At 73.6% G+C, this 24786-nt stretch carries 23 protein-coding genes; 17 read left to right on the top strand and 6 right to left on the bottom strand.

Features of this window, described 5'->3' with window-relative positions; translation table 11 throughout:
- The first annotated feature begins 58 nt into the window (after positions 1-58).
- Together AC24FB_RS01075 and AC24FB_RS01070 are read left to right on the top strand one after the other, a co-directional pair.
- Positions 59-1183 carry an IS30 family transposase gene (locus AC24FB_RS01075; protein WP_487560220.1) on the top strand — a complete coding sequence of 375 codons (1125 nt, stop codon included), beginning with the start codon at positions 59-61 and terminating at the stop codon, positions 1181-1183.
- A 225-nt stretch (positions 1184-1408) separates the two neighbouring features.
- On the top strand, positions 1409-3025 hold the full coding sequence (locus AC24FB_RS01070) for an ABC-F family ATP-binding cassette domain-containing protein (RefSeq protein WP_425715812.1): 1617 nt from the start codon (positions 1409-1411) through the stop codon (positions 3023-3025).
- Here AC24FB_RS01070 and AC24FB_RS01065 read toward each other — a convergent pair.
- Positions 2998-4047 (bottom strand): SURF1 family protein, encoded by a 1050-nt coding sequence (locus tag AC24FB_RS01065; protein ID WP_425715811.1) that lies wholly within the window; start codon positions 4045-4047, stop codon positions 2998-3000. The two genes, AC24FB_RS01070 and AC24FB_RS01065, sit on opposite strands and share 28 nt — an antisense overlap.
- A complete protein-coding gene (locus AC24FB_RS01060) occupies positions 4044-4457 on the bottom strand; it encodes a DUF3099 domain-containing protein (RefSeq protein ID WP_425715809.1) in 414 nt (137 codons plus the stop codon). Before AC24FB_RS01060 ends, AC24FB_RS01065 begins: the two co-directional genes overlap by 4 nt.
- A 138-nt stretch (positions 4458-4595) precedes the next feature.
- Between AC24FB_RS01060 and fabG the strand changes: the two genes are divergently transcribed.
- The 3 genes from fabG (at position 4596) to AC24FB_RS01045 (ending at position 6679) form a co-directional block, all read left to right on the top strand.
- On the top strand, positions 4596-5321 hold the full coding sequence (gene fabG / locus AC24FB_RS01055) for a 3-oxoacyl-ACP reductase FabG (protein WP_425715808.1): 726 nt from the start codon (positions 4596-4598) through the stop codon (positions 5319-5321).
- Positions 5322-5408: 87 nt separating this feature from the next.
- Positions 5409-6176 carry an enoyl-ACP reductase FabI gene (gene fabI, locus AC24FB_RS01050; RefSeq protein WP_425715806.1) on the top strand — a complete coding sequence of 256 codons (768 nt, stop codon included), beginning with the start codon at positions 5409-5411 and terminating at the stop codon, positions 6174-6176.
- Positions 6176-6679 carry a SixA phosphatase family protein gene (locus tag AC24FB_RS01045; RefSeq protein ID WP_425715805.1) on the top strand — a complete coding sequence of 168 codons (504 nt, stop codon included), beginning with the start codon at positions 6176-6178 and terminating at the stop codon, positions 6677-6679. Before fabI ends, AC24FB_RS01045 begins: the two co-directional genes overlap by 1 nt.
- Before the next feature lie 85 nt (positions 6680-6764).
- On the opposite strand, the gene serB is transcribed toward AC24FB_RS01045, so the two are convergent.
- On the bottom strand, positions 6765-7832 hold the full coding sequence (serB, locus tag AC24FB_RS01040) for a phosphoserine phosphatase SerB (protein ID WP_425715804.1): 1068 nt from the start codon (positions 7830-7832) through the stop codon (positions 6765-6767).
- Positions 7829-9070: a glucose-1-phosphate adenylyltransferase gene (gene glgC / locus AC24FB_RS01035; RefSeq protein ID WP_425715803.1), complete on the bottom strand. Its 1242-nt coding sequence runs from the start codon at positions 9068-9070 to the stop codon at positions 7829-7831. Before glgC ends, serB begins: the two co-directional genes overlap by 4 nt.
- A 109-nt stretch (positions 9071-9179) precedes the next feature.
- Here glgC and glgA point away from each other — a divergent pair, with 109 nt between their 5' ends.
- The 8 genes from glgA to AC24FB_RS00995 all read left to right on the top strand — a co-directional run bounded on the left by glgA (position 9180) and on the right by AC24FB_RS00995 (position 19402).
- Entirely contained in the window at positions 9180-10406 is a 1227-nt protein-coding gene (gene glgA, locus AC24FB_RS01030; protein WP_425715802.1) for a glycogen synthase, read from the top strand.
- A 126-nt stretch (positions 10407-10532) separates the two neighbouring features.
- Positions 10533-11318, top strand: a complete 786-nt coding sequence (locus AC24FB_RS01025) for an ABC transporter ATP-binding protein (protein WP_425715801.1) — start codon at positions 10533-10535, stop codon at positions 11316-11318.
- 45 nt (positions 11319-11363) lie between these two features.
- Positions 11364-11918 (top strand): NfeD family protein, encoded by a 555-nt coding sequence (locus AC24FB_RS01020; RefSeq protein WP_425715800.1) that lies wholly within the window; start codon positions 11364-11366, stop codon positions 11916-11918.
- A 48-nt stretch (positions 11919-11966) separates the two neighbouring features.
- On the top strand, positions 11967-13382 hold the full coding sequence (locus AC24FB_RS01015; protein ID WP_463654190.1) for an SPFH domain-containing protein: 1416 nt from the start codon (positions 11967-11969) through the stop codon (positions 13380-13382).
- 211 nt (positions 13383-13593) lie between these two features.
- On the top strand, positions 13594-15333 hold the full coding sequence (locus AC24FB_RS01010; RefSeq protein WP_425715798.1) for an ABC transporter ATP-binding protein: 1740 nt from the start codon (positions 13594-13596) through the stop codon (positions 15331-15333).
- Positions 15330-17288: an ABC transporter ATP-binding protein gene (locus AC24FB_RS01005; RefSeq protein ID WP_425715797.1), complete on the top strand. Its 1959-nt coding sequence runs from the start codon at positions 15330-15332 to the stop codon at positions 17286-17288. The genes AC24FB_RS01010 and AC24FB_RS01005 overlap by 4 nt, the downstream gene beginning before the upstream one ends.
- 174 nt (positions 17289-17462) lie before the next feature.
- The gene (locus tag AC24FB_RS01000) at positions 17463-18503 is read left to right on the top strand and encodes an LLM class flavin-dependent oxidoreductase (RefSeq protein WP_425715796.1); all 1041 of its coding nucleotides are present in this window, start codon (positions 17463-17465) and stop codon (positions 18501-18503) included.
- 53 nt (positions 18504-18556) lie between these two features.
- Entirely contained in the window at positions 18557-19402 is an 846-nt protein-coding gene (locus AC24FB_RS00995; RefSeq protein ID WP_425715795.1) for a TrmH family RNA methyltransferase, read from the top strand.
- A gap of 40 nt (positions 19403-19442) precedes the next feature.
- Here AC24FB_RS00995 and AC24FB_RS00990 read toward each other — a convergent pair whose 3' ends face one another.
- Complete coding sequence (locus tag AC24FB_RS00990) at positions 19443-19856, bottom strand: tRNA (cytidine(34)-2'-O)-methyltransferase (protein WP_463654204.1); 414 nt, start codon at positions 19854-19856, stop codon at positions 19443-19445.
- 223 nt (positions 19857-20079) lie between these two features.
- Positions 20080-20607: a YbhB/YbcL family Raf kinase inhibitor-like protein gene (locus tag AC24FB_RS00985; RefSeq protein ID WP_425715793.1), complete on the bottom strand. Its 528-nt coding sequence runs from the start codon at positions 20605-20607 to the stop codon at positions 20080-20082.
- 177 nt (positions 20608-20784) lie between these two features.
- Here AC24FB_RS00985 and AC24FB_RS00980 point away from each other — a divergent pair, with 177 nt between their 5' ends.
- From AC24FB_RS00980 to AC24FB_RS00965, 4 genes are all read left to right on the top strand, one after another.
- Positions 20785-21726, top strand: coding sequence for a hypothetical protein (locus AC24FB_RS00980; RefSeq protein WP_487560636.1), 942 nt, complete (start codon positions 20785-20787; stop codon positions 21724-21726).
- Positions 21723-23612 (top strand): Y-family DNA polymerase, encoded by a 1890-nt coding sequence (locus tag AC24FB_RS00975; protein WP_425715791.1) that lies wholly within the window; start codon positions 21723-21725, stop codon positions 23610-23612. Before AC24FB_RS00980 ends, AC24FB_RS00975 begins: the two co-directional genes overlap by 4 nt.
- A gap of 100 nt (positions 23613-23712) precedes the next feature.
- Positions 23713-23946, top strand: a complete 234-nt coding sequence (locus AC24FB_RS00970; protein ID WP_425715790.1) for a ribbon-helix-helix protein, CopG family — start codon at positions 23713-23715, stop codon at positions 23944-23946.
- 113 nt (positions 23947-24059) lie between these two features.
- Positions 24060-24683, top strand: a complete 624-nt coding sequence (locus AC24FB_RS00965) for a hypothetical protein (RefSeq protein ID WP_425715789.1) — start codon at positions 24060-24062, stop codon at positions 24681-24683.
- Positions 24684-24786 lie beyond the last annotated feature (103 nt).

Raw genomic sequence — 24786 nt, 5'->3', positions numbered from 1 at the left:
CCAACCGCAAGGCGGTTTCAATCGGTTGTTGCAACGTGCGCCTTGGGAGGGTGTACGGATGGCTGGGAAGAGATTGACACTTGAGGAGCGGGCGAAGATCGAGGCGCTGTTCGGTCAGCGATTGACGTTCCCGCAGATCGCTGAGCGGATCGGTCGTCACCGGACCACGGTGTGGCGCGAGGTCACTCGCAATAACTCCTACCGGGGCGCTCACCTGGACACACCCGGGACGCGTTCCCCGGCGGGACGCCGGCAGGCCAATCCCGCCGGTCGTGGTGGCGCCTACCGGTGGGCGTACTCGTGCCGGAACGCGCAGCGCAGGGCCGACAAGCGGGCCCGCAGGCCCAGGCCCGGCAAGTTGACCGGCGATCGCCGCCGCGGGGTGACCTCGGGTCGCGGCCGGCTATGGCCCCTGGTGCGGGACAAGCTCGAACAGCGGTGGTCTCCGCAGCAGATCGCACACTGGCTTCGTCAGGAGTATCCCGACCGGCCGGAGCGATGGGTGTCCCACGAGACGATCTACCAAGCGATCTACTACCAAGCTCGTGGCGGGCTGCGCAGCGAGATCGCACGCCAGGTCGCACTCCGTACCGGGCGGACCAGGCGGCGCCCCCAGTCCCGCCTCGCGCGGGCGGCACACTCGGGCAAGGCCTGGACCCATGGCCTGAACATCAGCACCCGGCCGGCCGAGGTCGAAGACCGGGCCGTGCCCGGGCACTGGGAAGGTGACCTGATCATCGGTGCGCGTAGCGCGTCGGCGATCATCACCCTGGTCGAGCGTTCCACGCGGTACGTCATGCTCGGCGCTCTACCGGAGAGCAGGGTCTCCGAGCAGGTGATCGACGTGCTGATCGACACGATGGGCCGCCTGCCGGCCGAGCTGGCCGCGACTCTGACCTGGGATCAGGGCGCTGAGATGGCCAAGCACGCCCACTTCACGCTGGCGACAGACTGCCGGGTCTTCTTCTGCGACCCGCACTCGCCCTGGCAGCGAGGCTCGAACGAGAACACCAACGGCCTGCTGCGGCAGTACTTTCCCCGCTCGAGTACCGACTTCCGCACCTACGCCCAGCGCGACCTCGACGCCGTCGCCCGCGAACTCAACACACGACCACGCATGACACTGGGCTGGCAGACTCCAGCGAAACGACTCAACGACCTACTCGTTGCAACAACCACTTGAAACCGCCCAATCTCGGCGAGCACCAACCGCAATCTCGGCGGGCACCAACCGCAATCTCGACGAGCACGAACCGCAATCTCGGCGAACGCGACGGAGGGTGCTCGACGGAACAGGTGCCGCCCGGAAATCGCGTGCGCCCGCCGTTACGATGGCTGGTGGCCCTGCGTCCGGCCCACCGCGCACCACATGTCCTCCGCCGGCACGCCCGCCCCACGAAAGGCCCCCATGATCACCGCCCGCGACATCTCCATGTCCATCGGCGACCGCGAGCTGCTCCGTTCGGGCACGTTCCGCATCGACACCGGCATGAAGATCGGGCTCGTCGGACGCAACGGCGCCGGCAAGACCACGCTGACCAAGCTCCTCGCCGGGGCCGACGCCACGAGCTCGACCGTCGCGCACACCGGTGACCTCACGCGCTCCGGCACCGTCGGCTACCTCCCGCAGGACCCGCGCACCGGCGACCTCGACGTCCACGCGCGCGACCGCGTCCTGTCCGCCCGCGGCATCGACACCCTGCTCGGGCGCCTGCGCAAGGCCGAGCGCGAGATGGGCGACCTGTCGAACCCGGACAAGGCCGCGAAGGCCACCGAGCGCTACGTCCGTCTCGACGCCGAGTTCGAGGCCCTCGGCGGCTGGGCCGCGGAGTCCGAGGCGGCGGCGATGACGTCGGCACTCGCGCTGCCGACCCGCATCCTCGACCAGCCGCTGCACACCCTGTCCGGCGGTCAGCGCCGCCGCGTCGAGCTCGCCCGGATCCTCTTCTCCGGCGCGGACACGCTCCTGCTCGACGAGCCGACGAACCACCTCGACCACGACTCGATCGTCTGGCTGCGCGAGCACCTCAAGAGCTACCAGGGCGGCTTCGTCGTCATCTCCCACGACGTCGACCTGCTGCGCGAGACCGTCAACACCGTGTGGCACCTCGACGCCAACCGCGGCGAGCTCGACACGTACAACCTCGGCTGGGACGCCTACGTCAAGCAGCGCGAGGTCGACGAGAAGCGCCGCCGCCGCGAGCGCGCCAACGCCGAGAAGAAGGCCTCGACCCTCATGGCGCAGGCGGACAAGATGCGCGCGAAGGCCACGAAGGCCGTCGCCGCGCAGAACATGATCCGCCGCGCCGAGCGCCTGACCTCGGGACTCGAGGCGACCCGCGTCCAGGACCGTGTCGCGGCGCTCCGCTTCCCGGATCCCGCCCCCTGCGGCCGCACCCCGCTCACCGCGCAGGACCTGTCGAAGTCGTACGGGTCGCTCGAGGTGTTCTCGGGCGTGGACCTCGCGATCGACCGCGGCTCGAAGGTGGTCATCCTCGGCCTCAACGGCGCCGGCAAGACCACCCTCCTGCGGATCCTCGGCGGCGTGGAGCAGCCGGACACCGGCGAGGTCATCCCCGGCCACGGCCTGAAGATCGGCTACTACGCGCAGGAGCACGAGACCCTCGACACGAACCGCACGGTCGTGGAGAACCTCCGCAGCTCGGCGCCGGACCTCACGGACACGCAGGTCCGCTCGGTCCTCGGGTCGTTCCTCTTCTCCGGGTCCGACGCCGACAAGCCCGCCGGCGTGCTGTCCGGTGGCGAGAAGACCCGGCTCGCGCTCGCGGTCCTCGTCGTCTCATCGGCCAACGTGCTGCTGCTCGACGAGCCCACGAACAACCTCGACCCGGCCTCGCGCGAGGAGATCCTCGGCGCGCTGGCGACCTTCACTGGCGCGGTCGTGCTGGTGACCCACGACGAGGGCGCCGTCCAGTCGCTCAACCCCGAGCGGGTCCTCCTTCTGCCCGACGGCGATGAGGACCTCTGGTCGGCCGACTACCTCGAGCTCGTCACGCTGGCCTGACCGCCGGCCTGCGCGGTTTGATCCGGGCACCCGTCCTGATCCGGGCTCGCGCCCTGATCGTCCGCCGTGACACCCGCACCCGCACCGGCACCCTCGGCCGACTCTGCGGCGTCGAGCCAGGCGTCCTCCTCCTCGGCGTCGGAGACCTTCTTCCCGGCGCGCGCGGACAGGGCGCCCCCGCGCGCGTAGGGCGTGCCGGCGAGCAGCTCCTCGTCGGCCTCGTCGACCTCGCGGCGCGCCAGCAGCGGCACGATCGCGAGCGACCCGATCGCGAACACGAACCACTGGAACGCGTAGCTGAGGTGGTTGCGCAGCGAGACGTCCGGCCGCGGGAGCCCGGAGAGGCCGTCCGCCGCCGCGGGCTCGGAGTCGATGAGCTCCCCGAACCCCGAGACGACGCCGACACCCCCGTCCGCCACCGCGATCGCCCCGGGCGCGGGATCGGTGAGGGCCGCGAGCGAGCGGCGCAGCGCGTCCTCCTCGATCGAGTACAGCCACCCCGGGGCCGGCTCGCGGGTCGAGCCGTGCTCCGCCGGCCTCAGCCGCACCGTCAGCGTGGCCTCCCCGTCCGGCGGGCGCGGCAGGTCGGCGGGCGTCATGTCGACCTCGGAGGGCAGCCAGCCCCGGTCCACCGGCAGGACGACCTCCTGCCCGCCGAGCTCGGTGGCGAACAGGTCGACCACGTGGACGGCCGGCGTGCCCTCGACCGGCCGGTTGCGCAGCCCGAGCGTGGTGCCCTCGACCCACTCGCCGGTGACGGTGACGTACCGCCAGGTGTCGGACTCGTCGACGAGCAGGTCGCCGACGTGCTCCTCGGCGGGTACCGGCGCGGCGGCCTCGGCCTGCTCGACGGCGTCGCGCCGCTCGACCTTCTCCTCGTGCCGGTCGAGCTGCCAGGTCCCGAGCCACACGCAGGTGAGGGCGGCCAGCACGCTGACGGCCATGAGCCCCAGCCAGCGGGGGGTGCGCAGGAAGGCCCACCGGCCGACGCCCCGCGGCCCCGGCATGTCCTGGCCGGTCACCGCAGGAACTCCCCGGGGCGCACGTGATAGGTCGGGGCGCGCCGGGCGTCGGCGGACGGCGAGGCTGCGTCGTCGTCGGGCTGGAGCGTGACGAGTTCCCGACCCGTGCGTCCGGCGCTCGGCCCCCCGCCCTCGCGGCCCGAGTTGGCGACGAGCACGGCGAGCAGGGGAGCGGCGAGCGCGAGGCCGATGGACACCCACCACCACTGGCGGGGGACGACGACGAGCGAGGCGAGGCACGCGATCCGGACGCCCATGAGCAGCCAGTAGCGGCGCATCCGGCCGGAGAGGTCCTCCTGCAGGGACGGGGCGGCGCCCGTGATCGTCACGGGCTCGGCACGCCGACGCCCCCGCACGCGCGCCGAGGAGTGGGTCGCGGGTGCGGCTCCTGCGCGCCGGACCCTGGTCATCCCACCAGGCTACGCCGACCTCCCGGGGCACGGCTGCCACCTGCGCGACCGGGGCCGCGCACCGGACGGTGGCGCGAAGCCCCGGAGCTCATCGGCTAGCGTGTCCCGGGTGCGTACGGCAAGCATCGAGGAGATGACGTGACCGCGAGCAACACGTACGAACCCCGCAGCGTGCTCGTCACCGGGGCGTCCCAGGGGATCGGCGAGGCGATCGCCCGCCGGTTCGTCGACCTGGGGGACAAGGTGGCGGTGCTCTCCCGCTCCGGCCGCGGCCCCGAGGGCACGCTCGCCCTGGCGGGCGACGTGGCGAGCACCGACGACGTCGACGCTGCCTTCTCGGCGGCCGAGGAGGCCCACGGCCCGGTCGAGGTGGTCGTGGCCAACGCCGGGATCACCCGCGACCAGCTGCTCATGCGGATGAGCGACGAGGACTTCGACGAGGTCCTGCAGACCAACCTCGGCGGGGCCTTCAAGATCGCCCGCCGGGCGTCCAAGGGGATGATCCGGCTGCGCCGAGGTCGGATCGTGCTCATCTCCTCGGTCATCGGCCTCTACGGCGGGCCGGGCCAGGTCAACTACTCGGCCGCCAAGGCCGGGCTCGTCGGCATGGCGCGCTCGATCACCCGCGAGCTCGGCAAGCGCTCGATCACGGCCAACGTCGTGGCCCCGGGATTCATCGACACCGAGATGACCCGGGTGCTGCCCGAGGCCCAGCAGGAGACCTACCTCGGCGCGATCCCCGCGGGCCGGTTCGGGGACATCGACGACGTCGCCGGCGTCGTCGAGTTCCTCGCCTCCCCGGCGGCCGGCTACGTCTCCGGCGCGGTCATCCCCGTCGACGGCGGACTCGGCATGGGGCACTGACCGTGGGCCGCTGACCACGGGGCACCGGCCCCACGAACCCCGGCCGCGTCCGCGCGGTCACTCCCCCCGAACGAGAAGAGGACTCCCATGGGACTGCTGGAGGGCAAGACGGTGCTCGTCACCGGCGTGCTGAAGAACAACTCCATCGCCTTCCACGTGGCGCGGCTCGCGCAGGAGCAGGGCGCCACCGTGGTGCTCACGTCCTTCGGCCGCCAGATGCGGCTGACCGAGGTCACGTCGCGTCGCCTGCCCACCGAGGCGCCGGTCGTCCAGCTCGACGTCACCGACGCGGACGACCTCGCCGCGCTGGACTCGCGCGTGCGCGAGCACGTCGACCACCTCGACGCCGTGGTCCACTCGATCGGGTTCGCCCCGCAGTCGGTGATGGGCGGGAACTTCCTCCAGGCGGAGTGGGCGGACGTCGCCACCGCACTCGAGGTCTCCGCGTACTCGCTCAAGTCGCTCGCCGTGGCCGCGAAGCCGCTCATGGCGCCGGGCTCCGCCGTGGTGGGCCTGACGTTCGACGGCTCCTACGCGTGGCCCGTGTACGACTGGATGGGCGTGTCCAAGGCCGCCTTCGAGGCGACCGCCCGCTACCTCGCCCGGGACCTCGGGCCGGACGGCATCCGCGTCAACCTCGTCTCCGCCGGCCCCGTGCGGACGACCGCCGCCACGTCGATCCCCGGCTTCGACCAGATGGAGTCGACCTGGGACGAGCGCGCCCCCCTCGGCTGGGACGTCACCGACGCCGAGCCGACCGCGCGCACCGTGGTCGCCCTGTGCTCGGAGTGGCTGCCCTCGACCACCGGCGAGATCGTGCACGCGGACGGCGGCGTGCACGCCATGGGTCAGTGATGACCCGGACGCTCATCCTGCTCAGGCACGCGAAGGCCGCCCAGCACGGGCGGGCGGGGGACGCCTCCCGCGAGCTCTCGGGGCGCGGCGAGCGCCAGGCGCGGGCGCTCGGTCCGCTGCTCGCGGCCGAGGTGGGGGCGATCGACGTCGCGCTCGTCTCGACCGCGGCGCGTGCGGCCTCCACCGCCACGCTCCTGCGCGAGGGGGTCGAGGTCGGTGAGCGGCGCGACGTCCCGGAGATCTACCAGTACGCCGCGCGCGGCCTGCTCGACCTCGTGCGCGACACGGAGGGCGACCCCGGCGTGCTGCTCGTCGTGGGCCACGAGCCGACGATCTCCTCGCTCGCCGCCCACCTGCACGACGACCGCAAGGACTCCCTCGCCCTCCAGGTCTCCCTCGGGGTCCCGACGGCGACCGCCTGCGTGCTCGACGTCCCCACCACGTGGTCCGACCTGGACGCGCGGACCGCCCACCTGCGGGCACTCGTCCGGCCCTCGGCCTGAGCCGCACTCTCGACCAGTCGACGAGCTGAGTCGCACTCTCGACCAGTCGACGAGCTGACCCGCACTCTCGACCGGAGAGGCTCGGTCAGGCGATCGGGTCGGCCACGCCGGTCAGCGCGAGCGCGGTGTCGAGCCGGTCGCTGCTGATGAATGCGTCGGCGTTCTCGCGCACGACCGGCCTGCTCCCGTAGCCCACGCCGAGCCCGGCCGCGCCGAGCAGGTCGAGGTCGTTGGCGCCGTCGCCGACGGCGAGCAGCCGGCTCATCGGCACGCCGGCCTCGGCGGTCCAGGCGCGGGCGTGCGTGGCCTTCGCCGTCCGGTCCACGACGTCGCCGATCGTGCGCCCGGTCAGCCTCCCGTCATCGATCTCGAACCGGTTGGCCGCGACGAACCGTACGCCGAGATCCTCGACCAGGGGACCGACGACCTCGACGAACCCGCCCGAGACCACGCCCGTGGGAACGCCCGCGTCCCGCGCGCGCAGGAACATGTCCGCGGCGCCGGGGGAGAGCTCGACGGCGCCGCGCACCGCCTCGAGGACCGGCTCCGCCTCGAGCCCGGCGATCAGGGCGACCCGCGCGTCGAGCGACTCGCGGAAGTCGAGCTCGCCGCGCATCGCCCGCTCGGTCACCGCCGCGACCTCGGCCTCGACCCCGGCGTGCGCGGCGACGAGCTCGATGACCTCGTTCGCGAACAGCGTGGAGTCGACGTCGGTGAGGACGAGCCCGGGACCCTCCTCGGCCAGGTCGCCGGTGGTGACGGCCACGTCGACGCCGAGGGCCGTGGCCGGACCGCGGATCTCGTCGCGCAGCGCGAGCGCCGTGCGGGCGAAGGACGAGGGTCCGCCGGCGGGTCGTTCGTCGTCGTGCACATCGTCCTGACCCGCACTCTCGACCAACGACGACGACGAACCCCCCTCGCGGCCGACGGGGGAGGGGAGGCGGAGGGCCCAGCCGACCGTGCGCAGCGGGCCGAGTGTGCCGTGGGTGGAGGCGACCTCGCCGGCGCGGGCCGCGAGCAGGTCCGCGACGTGGGCGACGAGGGACTCCGGGACGGGCCGCGGGGAGACGAGCGTGACGCGCAGCGCCGTGCCGCCCCCGGCGGGGACGGTCGGAACCGGCCGCAGGCCGGCGGACGAGGGGCCCGCCGTCACCTCGTGACCGTCTTCCCCTTGGGGACGACGGTGATGCCCCCCGGGGTGATGGTGTAGCCGCGCGCACGATCGTGCTCGTGGTCGACGCCGATGGTTGCGCCCTGCTCGACGACGACGTTCTTGTCGAGGATCGCCTTGTTCACCGTGGCGTTGCGGCCGACCTGGACGCCGTCGAAGAGGACGGAGTCCCGCACCGAGGACCACGAGTTCACCCGGACGCCGGGGGAGAGGATCGAGCCGACGACCTCGCCGCCGGAGATGATGACGCCGGGGGAGATGATCGAGTCGAGCGCGTGGCCCAGGCGCTCCTGGTGCCCGTAGACGAACTTCGCCGGGGCGAGCCCGTGGTAGCCGGTGTGCAGGGGCCACTGATCGTTGTAGAGGTTGAACACCGGGACCACGGAGATGAGGTCCATGTTGGCCTCGTAGAACGCGTCCACGGTTCCGACGTCGCGCCAGTACGCCTTGTCCCGGTCGCTGGCCCCGGGGACCTCGTTGAACGTGAAGTCGTACAGCCCCGCCCGGCCCTCGGCGACGAAGCTCGGCACGATGTTGCCGCCCATGTCGTGGTTCGACCCGGAGTCGTCCGCGTCGGCGATGACGGCCTCGCGCAGGGCGTCGGCGTCCATCACGTAGTTGCCCATCGACGCGAGGATCTGGTCGGGCGCGTCGGGCAGGCCCACGGCGTCCTTCGGCTTCTCGAGGAAGCTCTCGATCTTGTGCGGGTCGTCGGCCGAGGCCTGGATGACGCCGAACTGGTCGGACAGCGACAGCGGCTGCCGGATCCCGGCCACCGTGAGCGGGAACCCGGACTCGATGTGCTGGTCGACCATCTGGGAGAAGTCCATGCGGTAGATGTTGTCGGCACCGACCACCACCACGATGTCCGCCCGCTCGTCGTCGATGAGGTTGAGCGACTGGTAGATCGCGTCGGCGGAGCCGAGGAACCAGTTCTTCCCCTTGCGCTGCTGGGCGGGCACCGGCGCCACGTAGTTGCCCAGCAGGTTGGACATCCGCCAGGTCTGGGTGATGTGGCGGTCGAGGGAGTGCGACTTGTACTGCGTGAGCACCACGATCTTGAGGTACCCGGAGTTGACGATGTTCGACAGGGCGAAGTCGATGAGTCGATAGGTCCCACCGAAGGGGACGGCGGGCTTGGCGCGGTCCGCGGTGAGCGGCATGAGCCGCTTACCCTCGCCGCCGGCCAGGACGATCGCGAGCACGCGTGGGGATGCCATGGGGACACCCTAAGCCGAACCTGTGACCCGCAGCACGCGTTGCCGCCGCCGCACGGCCCCGGCAGAGTGGGCCCCAGCACGCACGCGCGACGATGCCGAGGAGAGCACCGTGAGAGTCGACCTGATCACCCGCGAGTACCCGCCGCACATCTACGGCGGCGCCGGCGTGCACGTCTCGGAGCTGGCCCGCGTCCTGCGGCCGGACCTCGACGTGCGCGTGCACGCCTTCGACGGCCCGCGCACCGAGGACGGCCCCGGCGGCGTGCCCGTCACCGGCTACGACGAGGTGCCCCAGCTCGAGGGCGCGAACGCCGCCCTGCGCACGTTCGGGGTGGACCTGCAGATCGCCGACCGGCTCGAGGGCACCGACCTCGTCCACTCCCACACCTGGTACGCCAACCTCGCCGGCCACCTCGGCGGGCTGCTCCACGGCGCGCCCCACGTGCTCTCCGCACACTCGCTCGAGCCGATGCGCCCGTGGAAGGCCGAGCAGCTCGGCGGCGGCTACGCCCTGTCGAGCTGGGCCGAGCGCACCGCCTACGAGGGCGCGGCCGGCGTCATCGCCGTGTCCAACGGCATGCGGTCCGACATCCTGCGCGCCTACCCGAGCGTCGACCCGGACAAGGTCCACGTGGTCCACAACGGGATCGACCTCGACGAGTGGGCACGTCCCACGGGGCCCGACGGCGAGGCCGCGATCGCGGCCGCCCGCGAGCGCTACGGGCTCGACGCCGACCGGCCCACGGTCGTGTTCGTCGGCCGCATCACCCGGCAGAAGGGCCTGCCGCACCTGCTCGCGGCGATCGAGCAGCTCCCCGAGGAGATCCAGGTGGTCCTGTGCGCCGGCGCCCCGGACACCCAGGAGATCGCCGCGGAGGTCTCCGGCGCCGTGGCCGAGCTCGCGAAGCGCCGTACCGGCATCGTGTGGATCGAGGAGATGCTGCCGCGCGAGCAGCTCGTCGCCGTCCTCGCCGCGAGCGACGTCTTCGTGTGCCCGTCCGTCTACGAGCCCCTCGGCATCGTCAACCTCGAGGCCATGGCGGTGGGCCTCCCCGTCGTCGGCTCGGCCACCGGCGGCATCCCGGACGTCATCGTCGACGGCGAGACCGGCACCCTCGTCCCCATCGACCAGCTCCAGGACGGCACCGGCACGCCGACGGACCCCGAGCGGTTCCACGCCGACCTCGCCGCCGCGCTCACCGCGCTCGCGACGGACCGGGAGAAGGCGCGGGCCCAGGGCGCCGCCGCCCGCCGCCGCGTCGAGGAGCACTTCGCCTGGACCGCGGTGGCCGAGCGCACGATCGCCGTCTACGAGAGCGTGCTGGCCGGGCAGTAGGCGCGGGGACCGGCATCGGAGGCTTCTTCGGGCACGTCGGCCGGGGCGGCCGCACCCGGCCGGCACTACGCCCGGGCCGGGCGGGTCGGGCCGCGGGCCCTCCGCGCGCGACCTACGCTGGGGCCCATGGGTGATGTCCTGACGCTGTCCGACGTGCGCGTGCGCCGTGGCACCTCCGAGCTGCTCGCGGGGGTCGACTGGTCCGTCGACGACGGCGAGCGCTGGGTGATCGTCGGCCCGAACGGGGCGGGCAAGACCACGCTCGTCTCGCTGCTCGTGGGCCAGATCTTCCCCACCACCGGGTCGGTCGAGGTCATCGGGGAGCGGCTCGGCCGGGTCGACGTCGGCGAGCTGCGCCAGGTCGTCGGCTTCGCCTCCTCGGCGAACGAGCGCCGACTGTACGCCTCCGAGACGGTCCTCGACGTCGTCCTCACCGGCGCCTACGGCATGTCGGGCCGCTGGCGCGAGGCCTACGAGGACCTCGACACGGGCCGGGCCCGTGCGCTCCTCAGCTACGTGGGTGCGAAGGACCTGCGCGAGAGGACCTTCGGGTCCCTGTCCACGGGCGAGCGCAAGCGCGTCCAGATCGCGCGCGCCCTCATGCCGGACCCCGAGGTGCTCGTCCTCGACGAGCCCGCCGCCGGCATGGACCTCGGCGGACGCGAGGAGCTCGTCGCCTCGCTCGCGCGGCTCGCCCGCGACCCGCACGGGCCGGTCATGGTCCTCGTGACCCACCACCTCGAGGAGATCCCGCCCGGGTTCACCCACGCGCTTCTCATGGACCACGGCGCGGCCGTCGCCGCGGGGCCGATCGACGAGGTCCTCACGGCCGAGGCGATCTCCTCCCTCTACCGCATGCCGCTCACCCTCACGGTCGACGAGGGCAGGTACCACTCCCGCCGGAAGGACTAGGTCGCGCCGGTAGACTGGCCCCACCTACTGGGAGGAGGCCCGGCCATGTGGTGGATCTGGCTGGTCACGGCGATCGTGCTCGGCATCGTCGAGATGCTCACCGTCGACCTCATCTTCCTCATGCTGGCCGGCGGCGCCGCCGCCGGCTCGCTCGTCGCCCTCACCGGCGCGCCGATCTGGGTGCAGGCGCTCGTCGCCGCGCTCGTCGCCATCACGCTGCTCGCCGTCGTGCGCCCCTGGGTCAAGGAGATGCTCGCGCGCTCCACGCCCGACACCCCGATGAACGTCCGCGGCCTGGTCGGCCAGGTGGCGCGCACGGTCACCGAGGTGAACGAGCGCGAGGGCCGCGTCAAGCTCGCCGGAGAGATCTGGTCGGCCCGCACCGCGCCCGACGTCCTGCCGCGGCCGCCCGAGGAGGACGTGCGGGTCGTCGAGATCGACGGGGCGTTCGCCGTCGTCGCCCCGCTCGACGTGGAGGGTGATCCCTACGGGACCCGGCCCCCTGCGCAGCCGTGGACGACCGGGTTCGGCCCCGGGCACCAGGGACCGCCGAGCTACCGCCCGGGCTCCGCCCCCGGCGGCCACGAGCCCCGCTACTGACCCCGGCGCCCCGACCGGGCCGTCGCAGCACCGACACAGGAGAGATACGTGGACAACCTCACGCAGTGGATCATCCTCGGCGTCATCGTGGTCGCGGTGGTGGTGATCCTCAGCAAGGCGGTCGTCATCGTCCCCCAGGCCGGGGCCCTCATCGTCGAGCGACTCGGCAAGTACCACTCGACGATGTTCGCCGGCTTCCACGTCCTCGTCCCGTTCTTCGACAAGGTCCGCGCCCGGGTCGACCTCCGCGAGCAGGTCGTCTCCTTCGCGCCGCAGCCCGTCATCACGTCCGACAACCTCGTGGTCTCGATCGACACGGTCATCTACTTCCAGGTCACCGAGCCGGGCGCCGCGGTCTACGAGATCGCCAACTACATCACCGGTATCGAGCAGCTGACCGTCACCACGCTCCGCAACGTCATCGGCTCGATGGACCTCGAGCAGACGCTGACCTCGCGCGACCAGATCAACGGCCAGCTCCGCGGCGTCCTCGACGAGGCGACCGGCCGCTGGGGCATCCGCGTCAACCGCGTCGAGCTCAAGGCGATCGACCCGCCCCAGTCCGTCCAGGGCGCGATGGAGCAGCAGATGCGCGCCGAGCGCGACCGCCGCGCCGCGATCCTCACGGCCGAGGGTGTCAAGCAGTCCGCGATCCTCACGGCCGAGGGTGAGAAGCAGTCCCAGATCCTCCGCGCCGAGGGTGAGGCCCAGGCCGCCGTCCTCCGCGCCCAGGGTGAGTCCCGCGCCATCCACGAGGTCTTCGAGGCCATCCACACCGCCGATGCCGACGACAAGGTGCTGTCCTACCAGTACCTCCAGACGCTGCCGGAGATCGCGAAGACCCCGTCGAACAAGATGTGGTTCATCCCCGCCGAGGTCACGGGCGCGATGGCCTCCCTGTCCAGCGCGTTCGGTCCCGAGGACGGCTCCACCGGTGGGTTCAAGGCGCCGACGCCGCCGCGCGCCCCGAAGGGCGACGGTCCGACCGGGCCGCGACGCTCCGGCCCGCCCCCGACGACCGCGTTCAACTCGGTGAGCCTGCAGGACCCGCAGGAGGCGCTGCGCGAGGCCCGCGCCGAGGTCGAGACCGCCGAGAGCGAGGCCAGCGAGGACCCGGGCATCGGTGGTGGGCGCCGGTCTCAGCGCGCACGTGCCGCCGCGAGCCCCGCGTCCGGTGCCGGTGCGAGCGGTGCGGGTGCGGGTTCGCCCGACCCCGCGGCCGCCCGTCCCGGGCAGGCGAGCGCCGCGTCGGCGCCGAGCACCGGCGGTCCTGCGGCCGGCGGTCCTGCGGCCGGTGGACCCGTCGTCGGTGGTCCGGGAGCCGGCCAGGCTGGCCCCGGAGGCCCCGGAGGCCCCGGAGGCCCCGGAGGCCCCGGCGGCCCCGGCGGCCCCGCGACCGGTCGCGGCCCGGCGGGCACCACGCGCGCCTGGAACCCGGGCGGCCAGCCCCCGCAGGGGAGCTGACCCACCCGGGGTGACCCTTCGGCGTCGGGCGGGAGGTTCCGCCCACCGACGCGAGACCTGAACGAGAGCCGGCTCCCGGCAGCGCACCCGCTGCCGAGGGCCGGCTCTCGTCGTCCCGGAGAGGCAGGTCGCGGTGCAGGTCGGCGGCGGGATTCCCGCCGGGCCCCGACCCGATGACGACGACCTGTCCGCTTGGTGCCAGGATGTCCGGGTGCTTCTGCGCCTTCTGAGGTTCTACCTCCGCCCGCACGCCCGCACGCTGGGCGCCATCCTCCTGCTGCAGCTGGTCTCGACGCTCGCCGCGATGATGCTCCCCAGCCTCACCGCGGACGTCATCAACGACGGCCTGCTCGCGGCCGACTCCGACGCCGTCATCCGGATCGGGCTCGTCATGCTCGGCATCTCGGCTATCCAGATGGTCGCCCAGATCTCGACGGCGTTCCTCGCGGCGCGCATGGCGGCCCGGGTCGGCGGCGAGATCCGGCGCTCGGTGTTCGCCACCGTCCAGCGGCTCTCGGTCGCGGAGGTCTCGCAGGTCGGCGCTCCGTCGCTCATCACCCGCTCGACCAACGACGTCCTGCAGGTCCAGATGGTCACCCTCATGGGCTCGATGTTCCTCGTCATGGCGCCGCTCATGATGGTCGGCGGCATCGTCATGGCCGTCCTCGAGGACCCGCCGCTGTCCTGGCTCATCGTCGCGGCGGTGCCGGTGCTCCTCGCCGTCATGCTCGGCGCGATCCTCCTCGCGCGTCCGCTGTTCGAGGTGGTCCAGAAGCGCATCGACCGCATCAACCGGCTCATGCGCGAGCAGATCTCCGGCGTCCGCGTCATCCGCGCGTTCACCCGCCAGTCGACGCAGCGCGCCACGTTCGACTCCGCCTCGCGCGAGCTCGCCGGCACCCAGCGCCGCATCGGCGTGATCTTCGGGATCACGTTCCCGCTCGTCCAGCTGGTCGTCATGGGCGGGCAGGTGGCCGTCGTCTGGTTCGGCGGGCTGCGCGTCGACGCGCAGGAGATGGAGATCGGCTCGATCGTCGCCTTCCTCAGCTATCTCATGTTCATCTTCATGTCCGTGATGTTCTCGGTCATGCTGCTGATGATGATCCCGCGCGCCGAGGTCTGCGCGCGCCGCATCACCGAGGTCCTCGACATCACGCCCGCGATCGCGCCGCCCGCGCAGCCGCAGGAGATCGGGCCGCGCCAGGCCGGCCGGCGGGTCGAGCTCGTCGAGGCGACCTTCGGCTACCCCGGCGCGGAGGAGCCCGTCCTCGACCGGGTCACGCTCACGCTCGAACCGGGCACGACGACGGCGGTCGTCGGCTCGACCGGCTCCGGCAAGACCACCCTCGTCAACCTGCTCCCGCGGCTGCTCGACGTGGCCGCGGGCTCCGTGCGGATCGGCGGGGTCGACGTGCGCGCCGCGGCGCTGGGCGACGTGCGCTCGCGGGTCGCGCTCGTCCCGCAGCAGGCGTTCCTGTTCGGCGGCACCGTGCGCTCGACACTGTCGCTCGGCTCAAGCGAGGTCCCCGAGGACCGCCTCTGGCAGGCGCTCGAGGTGGCACAGGCAGCCGACTTCGTCCGGGACCTCGACGACGGGCTCGAGTCCGCCGTCGAGCCGGGCGGCACGAACTTCTCCGGCGGCCAGAAGCAGCGCCTCGCCATCGCCCGGGCCCTCGTCCGCGGCGGCGAGATCTACGTCTTCGACGACGCCTTCTCCGCGCTCGACATGGCCACCGACGCCCGCCTGCGGGCCGCGCTGCCGACGATGACGGCCGGGGCGACCACCCTCGTCGTGGCCCAGCGCATCTCGACGATCCGCGACGCCGACCAGATCTGCGTGCTCGACGCCGGTCGCGTCGTCGGGCTCGGCACCCATTCCGAGCTGATGGACGGCAACGCGACGTACCGGGAGATCGTCCTGTCCCAGATCTCGCGGGAGGAGGCGGCATGAGCGAGCGTCACGGCCCCGTGCCCGGGGACAAGCCGGCGAACTTCGGCGGCGCGATCAGGCGGCTGCTGGGCGAGATGCGGGCGGAGCGGCTGCTGCTCGTCGTCGTCGTGCTCCTCGGTGTTCTCTCCGTGCTCCTGTCCGTCCTCGGTCCGCGCTTCCTCGGCGACGCGACCGACGTGGTGGTCGAGGGGTTCGCGAGCCGCCTCATCCCCGAGGGGGTGACGCTCGACCAGGCCATCGGCGGGCTGCGCGCCGTGGGGCAGGACGAGGTGGCGGACATGCTCGCCGGGATGGGGGACATCGTGCCCGGCGCCGGCCTCGACCGTGCCGAGCTGCTCCGCGCCCTCGCGATGGCGCTCGGCGTGTTCGCGGGCGCCGCGATGGCGATGGCCGCCAACATGCTCATCCTCAACGTCGTGGTCCAGCGGGTCGGAGTGCGGCTGCGCGCGAAGGTCCAGGCCAAGGTCGACGCCATGCCGCTGGCCGAGCTCGACCACCGCTCGCGCGGCGACCTGCTCTCCCGCCTGACCAACGACATCGACAACATCACCCAGGCGCTCAACCAGACGATGTCCCAGCTCATCACCTCGGTGCTGACGATCGTCGGCGTGCTCGCCATGATGGTGTGGATCGACTGGCGGCTCGCGATCGTCGCCGTGGTCACCGTGCCGGTCTCGGCGGCCATCATGGCGATCGTCGCCAAGCGCGCCCAGCCGCACCACGTGGCGAACTGGACAGCGACCGGCGAGGTCGGCGGCACCGTGGAGGAGGCGTTCACCGGGCACCAGCTCGTCCAGGCCTTCGGCGCGGAGAACGAGTTCGGCACCCGGTTCGTCGAGCAGAACGACCGGCTCGTCGCCGCCGCCGACCGCTCGCAGTTCCTCTCCGGCACGATGATGCCGCTCATGCAGTTCGTCTCGAACATCAGCTACGTGCTCGTGGCCGTGTTCGGGGTTCTGCGAGTGTCCCAGGGCGGGATCACCGTGGGCGAGGTCCAGGCGTTCGTCACCTACTCGCGGCAGTTCGGACAGCCGATCGGGCAGCTCGCCGGGATGGCGGCGCTCGTCCAGTCCGGCGGGGCGTCCGCCGAGCGCGTGTTCGAGCTGCTCGACGCCGACGAGATGGAGCCGGAGTCTTCGGAGCCGCGCGAGGTGGTGGACGTGCGCGGGGACGTGCACTTCGAGGACGTCGCCTTCCGGTACGTCGACGACGTGCCGCTCATCGACGGCCTCGACCTGCGGGCCCGGCCGGGGCAGACGGTGGCGATCGTCGGCCGCACCGGGGCGGGGAAGACGACGCTCGTCAACCTGCTCATGCGGTTCTACGAGGTGCGCGGGGGGCGGATCCTGGTCGACGGAGCGGACACCCGCGAGATGACCCGCGACCACCTGCGCAGCCACATCGGCATGGTCCTGCAGGACACGTGGCTGTTCGAGGGGACCGTTGCGGAGAACATCGCCTACGGCCGCGACGGGGCCACGCGCGAGGAGGTCGAGGAGGCCGGGCGCGCCGCCGGCGTGGAGCGGTTCGTCCACTCCCTGCCGCAGGGGTACGACACGATGATCGAGGAGGACGGCGGGGGCGTGTCCGCGGGGGAGCGGCAGCTCATCACGATCGCGCGGGCGTTCCTCTCCGACCCCGCGATCCTCGTGCTCGACGAGGCGACCAGCTCCGTGGACACCCGCACCGAGGTCCTCGTCCAGGAGGCGATGGGGCGGCTGCGCGAGGGGCGCACCGCGTTCGTCATCGCCCACCGGCTGTCCACCATCCGCGACGCCGACGTCATCCTCGTCATGGAGGCCGGCGCGATCGTCGAGCAGGGGGCGCACGCGGAACTGCTGGCTGCCGAGGGGGCGTACTTCCGGCTCTACCAGTCGCAGTTCGTGGGCGCGATGGTGGGGGATGCGAATGCTGCTGATGGTGAGGGTGCCGGGGCGGAAGATTCGGGGCAGTAGCGGTTTCCGTTGGTGCACCAGATCAGGTGACGTGTCGGCTCGCCCGCACGAGATCAGGTGACGTTGGCGAGCTCTGGGGTTATTGCACCTGATCTCGCACGTTTCACCTGATCTCGTGGTGCACGGGGGCACCCGACCGGGAATAGACCCGCGCCCGGCCGCGCTGACGCTGGTGTGAGCACCGAATCAGCCGCCAAGCGTCCCGATCTGTCCGTCCTCGAGCTCGTGGGCCGCCCGGCCGGCAGCACCCCGCAGCAGGCGATCGAGAACGCCATGCGCGCCGCGGAGGAGGCCGACCGGCTCGGCTACTCCCGCTACTGGTTCGCCGAGCACCACAACACGCAGACGTTCCTGTCCTCCGCGACGATGGTGCTCATGGCGCTCGCCGCCCAGCGCACGCGCCGTATCCGCATCGGCTCGGGCGGCGTCATGCTCCCCAACCACCCGCCGCTGTCGGTGGCCGAGCAGATCGGCACCGTGGCCCAGGTGGCGCCGGGCCGGGTCGACCTCGGCCTCGGCCGCGCGCCGGGCACCGATCAGGTCACGGCCTCCCTGTTGCGCCGCGGCGAGGCGGACCCGCAGTCCTTCGCGCGCGAGATCCTCGCGCTGCGCGGCTACTTCTCCGAGGCCAACACGGCGCCGAGCTCCCGGGTCCAGGCGGTCCCGGCCGGCGGCACCGAGGTCCCGATCTGGGTCCTCGGCTCCTCCCTCAACGGGGCCTCGATCGCCGGCCAGCTCGGCCTGCCGTTCTCGTTCGCCTCGCACTTCGCACCCCAGGCGCTCGCCGAGGCCGTCGGCGTCTACCGGGCGCAGTTCTCCACCGAGGCCCCGACGGCGCAGATCGACGCGCCCCGCCTCATGGTCGGCGTCAACGTGGTCGTCGCGGACACCGAGGCCGAGGCGAAGCGGATCTTCACGACCCACCAGATGATGGCGGCGGGCATCGTCACCGGCGCCCGCGAGCTGCTGCAGCCGCCGGTCGACGACATCACGAGCGTCGTCCCGCAGCGCATCCTCGACGCCACCGCCAACATGCAGGCCGTCTCCGCGATCGGTACGCCCGAGCAGGTCGTCGAGAAGCTCGAGGGCATCGCGGACGCCACCGACGCCGACGAGATCATCACCGTCACCTATGCCTACGACCCCGAGGTCCGGCTGCGGTCGTTCGCCCTCCTCGCCGAGGCGTGGGGGCTCGACGCCGAGGCCGCCGCCTGACCGGAACGCGACGCGATGCACGGAGGTGAGCTCCGGCGTCGGACAATGTGTCGGTGCTCGTACCCGTCCCCGACCTCGCCGACCCCCGCCTGAGCGACTACCGCGACCTCACCGACGTGGCGCTGCGCGTGCGCACGGAGGAGCCCGCGGGGCTGTACATGGCCGAGTCGACGACCGTCATCACGCGTGCGATCGAGGCGGGGCACCGGCCGCGGTCCGTACTCACGGCGCCGCGCTGGCTCGACGACCTGGCACCGGTGCTCGAGACCGCCACGGGAGCGCCGGACGGGGGAGAGGTCCCGGTGTTCGTCGCCGAGGAGCCGCTGCTGCGGGAGATCGTCGGCTTCCGGCTGCACCGCGGGGCGATCGCAGCGATGCACCGGCCGGTCCCGCCGCCGCTGAGCGAGATCCTCGAGCCCGCCGACCGTCCCGCGCCCCGGCGGATCGCGGTGCTCGAGGACATCGTCGACCACACGAACGTCGGGGCGGTGGTGCGCAGCGCGGCGGCCCTCGGCGTCGACGCCGTTCTCGTCACCCCCAGCTGCGCCGACCCGCTCTACCGGCGGGCCGTGCGCGTCTCGATGGGCACGATCTTCCAGGTGCCGTGGACGCGGCTGCCCACCTGGCCGCACGGGCCCGGCGGCGTGGGGGCGCTGCGGGAGGCGGGGTTCACGGTGGCGGCGGCGTCGCTGTCCGAGCGGTCGATCGCCCTCGACGAGCTCGCCGCCGAGCCGCCCGAGCGGCTCGCGATCGTCCTCGGCTCGGAGGGCCACGGCCTCAAGCCGGCGACGATGCGGGCGGTCGACCTCGAGGTCGTCATCCCGATGAGCGGCGGGGTCGACTCTCTCAACGTGGCCGCGAGCTCGGCGGTGCTGTTCTGGGCGACCCGGGTGCGGTGATCCGGCACGGATCGCGCCGGCCACCCGTGAGTCCCCGCCCCTAGACCCCGCCGGGGTACCCCAGCTGCCGCCATGCCTCGTAGGTCGCGACGGCCGCCGAGTTCGACAGGTTCATCGACCGCACCCCCGGCCGCATGGGGATGAGCACGCGCCCCGTCACGCGCGGGTGGGCGAGGATCTCCTCCGGCAGGCCGGTGGTCTCGGTGCCGAACATCAGCGCGTCGTCGGGCCCGAAGGTCACCTCGCCGAGGCCGAGCTCCCCCCGCCCGGTCATCGCCCACAGCGACCCGGCCCCGGACTCCTCGAGGTCCGCGAGGCAGGCGTCGAGGTCGGCGTGGACGCGGGTGTCGGCGAGGTCGTGGTAGTCCAGGCCGGCCCGGCGGAGGTGCGCGTCTGTGAGCTCGAACCCGAGCGGCTCGACGAGATGGAGCCGGGCCCCGACGCCGGCCGTCATGCGGATGGCGTTGCCGGTGTTCGGTGGGATGAGCGGGTGGACGAGGACGACGTGCAGCACCGGTGCATCGTGCCAGGGTCGGCGACTCCACGGTCCGCGTCGTCGGGTGCTGCGACGTCGTGGACCGGCCGTCCGGCGGGTGCTCGGTCACCGACGACGAACGCCCCGGCGGACCTGGTCGGACCGCCGGGGCGTCGGCCGGGCGCGTGGCCCGGAAGAGGTGTCAGCGCTGGAACGTCGGCGTGACGATCGCGCGGGCGATCGTGTGGAACGTCGCCTGGAGCGCGACCGCCGCCGGCGTGGCGTCCTCCTCGACCTCGAGCGTGTCGACGTCGAGCGCGTGCACCGCGAACACGTAGCGGTGCGGCCGGTCGCCCTCGGGCGGGAGCGGGCCGAAGTAGGACTGCTCGCCGCCGTCGTGCCGCACGTGGAACGCGGCGCCGGGCAGCATGAGGTCCGACTCCCCGGAGCCGGTGGGCAGCTCGGTCACGGAGCTGTCGAGGTCGACCACGGTCCAGTGCCACCAGCCCGACGGCGTCGGCGCGTCCGGGTCGTAGCAGCTGACGAGGAAGCTGCGGGTCTCGGCGGGGAAGCCCGACCACGCGAGCTGGGGCGAGACGTTCTCACCCGCACCGGAGAACTGCGGGTCCATCGGCTGCCCGTCGGTGACGTCCGTGGACGTCACCGTGAAGTCCGGCACGGCGGGCAGCTTGTCGTAGGGGTGCTGGGCGAGCGGTCGGTCGAGGTTCATGACGGTCCTTTCCCTCCGGGGCCGCGCGTCGAGGCGCATCTCCAACCTAGGGGGCGCGGGCCGGGGGAGCGGCCAGCGACGCGCACGCGAGACGACGCCCCCTGGTGCGGTGTCGGTGCCCCGCCCTACCATCATGTTCGAACAGATGTTCGGTCGAGGTCGTGGGAGGAGCGCGCGATGGAGGGGCAGGAGGACCGGCTGGCGACGGCGCGCGCCGCGCTGGCCCGCGCCGAGACGGCGACGGGGCTGCGCACGCGCCTGCGGGTGGTCGGCGGTTCCGAGGCCTCCGGTCACGAGTCCGGGGCATCTCCCGACGGCGGTGCTCGCCTCGGCGGGAATGCCCCCGACGGCGGTGCTCATCTCGGCGGGAATGCCCCCGACGGCGGTGCTCACCCGGGCGGGGACGCCTCCTCCTCGGTGGCGGTCCGGGCGGGGGGGGCGCGCCCCGGGAGCCGGCGGACGACGTCGGGGGACGCCGAGCACCTGCCCGTGCCCGCCGCGCTCGCCCCGCTGCTGCCCGCCGGGCTGCCGCGCGGCACGGTGACCCGCGTGACCGGCTCGGCCGCGCTCCTGCTGGCGCTCGCCGGCACCGCCTGCGGCGAGGAGGGCTGGGCGGCACTCACCGCGATGCCCGACGTCGGGTGGCACGCCGCCGCGGCCGCCGGCCTCCCGCTCGACCGGGTCGTCGTCGTGCCCGACCCGGGACCGGGCGCGCCCGCGGTGCTCGGCGCGCTCGTCGACGGCGTCGAGGTGCTCCTCGTCGGCCGCTGCACCGCGATGGCGCCGCGGGACCGGCGCTCGCTGCTGTCCCGGCTCCGGCTGCGCGGTTCGGTCCTGCTGACCGCGCACGACTGGGAGGGCGCGGACGCCGTGCTCTCCGTGCGCGGGCGCTCGTGGCAGGGGCTCGCGCCGGGGCGCGGGCTGCTCACCGCCCAGGAGGTCGAGGTCGCGATCGACGGCCGCCGCGGCGCCGCGGCGGGCGGGTCCGTCCGCGTGCTCCTCGGCGCCGACGGCGTCTCCGCGCTGCCCGGGGACGCGGAGGGTGTGGAGGGCGCGGAGGTCGGTGGCGGGGCGCGGGCGACCGCCGGCCGGACCGAGCTGCGGGCGGTGGGCGCGTGAGTGCCGAGGCCCCCGCGTCGACGCAGGCGGCGCTCGACCTCACGGCCGGCGGCGACGCGTCCGCGAGCACCGTCCCGTCGGACGGTGCCCTCGGCGCGGAGGGGGTCCGCGTCGACTCCGCCGGCCGGACCGGCGCGCCCGCGCCCTCCGGGCCGGACGCCGCCGAGCCTTCCGGCCCGCCCGCCGTGCGCCGGGTCGTCGTGTGGGTACCGGACTGGCCGGTGGCCGCCGCGGTGACGGAGGGGCTCGTCGGTGTCGGCGAGTCCGTCGGCGTGCACGACCAGCGCGCCGTCGTCGTCACGTCCGTGGCCGCCCGGCGCGCCGGGGTGCGCCGCGGCATGCGCCGCCGCAGCGCCCAGCAGGTCTGCCCCGGGATCACCCTGATCGCCGCCGACCCGGTCCGCGACGCCCGCGCGTTCGAGCCCGTCGCGCAGTCCGTCGAGGACGTCGTCGCCTTCGTCGAGGTCCTGCGACCCGGGCTGCTCACCTTCCCCGCCCGCGGGCCCGCGCGGCACGCCGGAGGGGAGGAGGCGCTCGCCGAGCGGCTCGTCACCGCCGTCGCGATGGACACCGGCGCCGAGTCCCAGGTCGGCCTCGCCGACGGCACGCTCGCGGCCACCCTCGCCGCGCGGGCCGGCGTCGTCGTCGCCCCCGGCGAACGCGCCACGCTCGAGTTCCTCGCGGCCCAGGACGTCGGGGTGCTCGCCTACGCCGCGCGGAGCGCGCAGGCCGCCCGGGCGACCGCCGAGCTCGTCGACGTCCTGCGCCGGCTCGGCCTGCGCACCCTCGGGGCGCTCGCCGCCCTCGACGCCGCCGACGTCTCCGCCCGGTTCGGACCCGTCGGCCTCACCGCCCACCGCCTCGCCCGCGGCCTCGACGCCCGACCGCCCGCCGCACGCCGCCCCCTCGAGGACGTCACGGCGTCGAGCGTCCTCGACCCGCCCGCCGAGCGCAGCGACGTCGCCGCCTTCGCCGCCCGCGCCCTCGCCGAGGACCTCGCCGAGCGGATGCGCCGACGCGGGGTGGCCTGCGGGCGCCTCGAGGTCCGCGCCCGCACCGAGGACGGGAACGAGCTCGCCCGCACGTGGGGGCTCGACGGACCGCCGACGGCGGCCGAGCTCACCGACCGCGTGCGCTGGCAGCTCGAGGGCTGGCTGTCCGGCCGCTCGGGGCGGGCACCGTCGGCGCCGCTGACCCAGCTCGTCCTCGTGGCCCAGGAGGTCGCGCCCGCCGGCGCGCTGCAGGACGTGCTGTGGGGGCCGGGCCGGCGGGGGCGGCTCCAGGCCGAGCGCGCCGCGCTGCGCGTCCAGGGGCTGCTCGGTCCCGAGTCCGTGCTCGTCCCCGTCCTCCAGGGCGGCCGCGACCCGCGCTCGACCACCCGCCTGGTCGCCTGGGGCGACGACGCCACGCCGCTGCGCCGCCCGGACGCCCCCTGGCCCGGGGCCACGCCCGACCCGTGGCCCGCGACCGTTCTCGCCGAGCCCCGCCCGGTGCGGGTCCTCGACGCCGACGGCGCCGACGTCCGCCTCGGCGCGCGCGGGCTGCTCGACGCCGACCCGGCGAGCGTCCTGCTGCCCGAGCCGCGGCGCGTGGCCGGCTGGGCGGGGCCGTGGCCGGTGGTCGAGCGCTGGTGGGCGCGTGGGCGACGGCCCGCGGGAGGAGGCGCGACGTCGGGGTCGCCGCGAGGTCGCGCGGCGTCGATACGGCCGGAAGGACGCACGACGTCGACACCACCGGGTGGCGCCGGGGGGAAGTACCTCGCGGCCGAGGATCTGGCCGACCGGGACCGCGTCTACCTGCAGGCCCGCCTCGTCGGCGACCAGCCGCAGGCGGTGCTCCTCGTCGGCACGAGCGACGGCTGGCTGCTCGATGCGGTCTACGACTGACGGACGGTCGTGCGCGAACCGCATGAGCAGGTCGGACGTCTGGGGCGTGATTGTCGAGCACACATTGGCCCGCTGGCGATTATCGTCATACGATATTGCGATGGCGAGCGAGGAGCAGATCCAGAAGTGGGTCGACGAGGCCGAGCGAGGGTGCGACGTCGACGAGCTCAAGCGGCGTGGACGCGGTCGCCCGGGGCGTGGTGCGGTGCCGATGCAGGTGGTTGCCGTTCGTCTGACGGTCGAGGAGCTGGACGCGCTCGACGCCAAGGCGGGGGAGAACCACATGAGCAGGTCGGACGCCATCCGGTCCGCCCTTGCTGACTTTGCCGGATGAAGGTCCACAGCAGTGCGCTCAAGCACGGTGCGTCTCGCAGACTCCCGCGCGCGTGACGGCGTCGGAGCGATAGCCTCGCAGGTGCCCGTCTTCCGTCGCGTCACAGGAGTGCCATGACCCAGCAGATTCCGACCGCTCGCTCGGGCTCCGTCGTCGGACGACCCGGCGGTGACCGTCTGCCGAATGCCTCCTCGCCCGACGCGGCCGGCCGGCCGACCCTGCCCGGCCCGAACGCCGACCCCAACTCCGCGTGGGCGCCGGCCTCGGCGGCCACGCCCATGCGCATCGAGGACGCGCGGGGAGCGGCGGAGGCTCACCCCTTCTCCGACCTGCCCGGCGCGGCCGTCGCCGGCTGTGCCGTCGCGGCCTGGATGGCGCTGCCGGACGTCCTGCACGGCCGCGGCGCCCGCGCGGTGCTCAAGCTGGGGATCCTCGGGGGAGTGACGGCGTGGGCCGTCGTCCAGGACCGTGCCCGGAAGGCGAAGCTCCCCAAGGGCCTCGTGCAGTTCGGTGCCGACCGGCCCCGCCCGCACGCCCCGGACCCCGAGTCCCGCGGCGCGACGATCGCCCGCCGCGCGGTCTACGGCGGCGCAGCTTTCGCGACGCTCGTCGTCGTCGACTCGATCGGCCACCAGAGCGCGAAGTACCTCGGCGCTCGCGGTATCCCGGCGCCGCACACCCTCCTCGGCCTCGCGGCCGGCGCGGCCACGGCGATCGGGGTCACCTCCAGCCGCTGACCCGGCGGTCTCCGGCCGCCGGCACCCCCGTTGACGCGGCCTCGTCAGCACGCGCCTCCACGAATGGGGGGCAAGCGACCATTTTCCGGCAGGATTCTGGTCG

Source organism: Georgenia sp. Z1344 (genome assembly GCF_057652375.1).
This window is presented reverse-complemented; position numbering and strand designations above follow the sequence as displayed.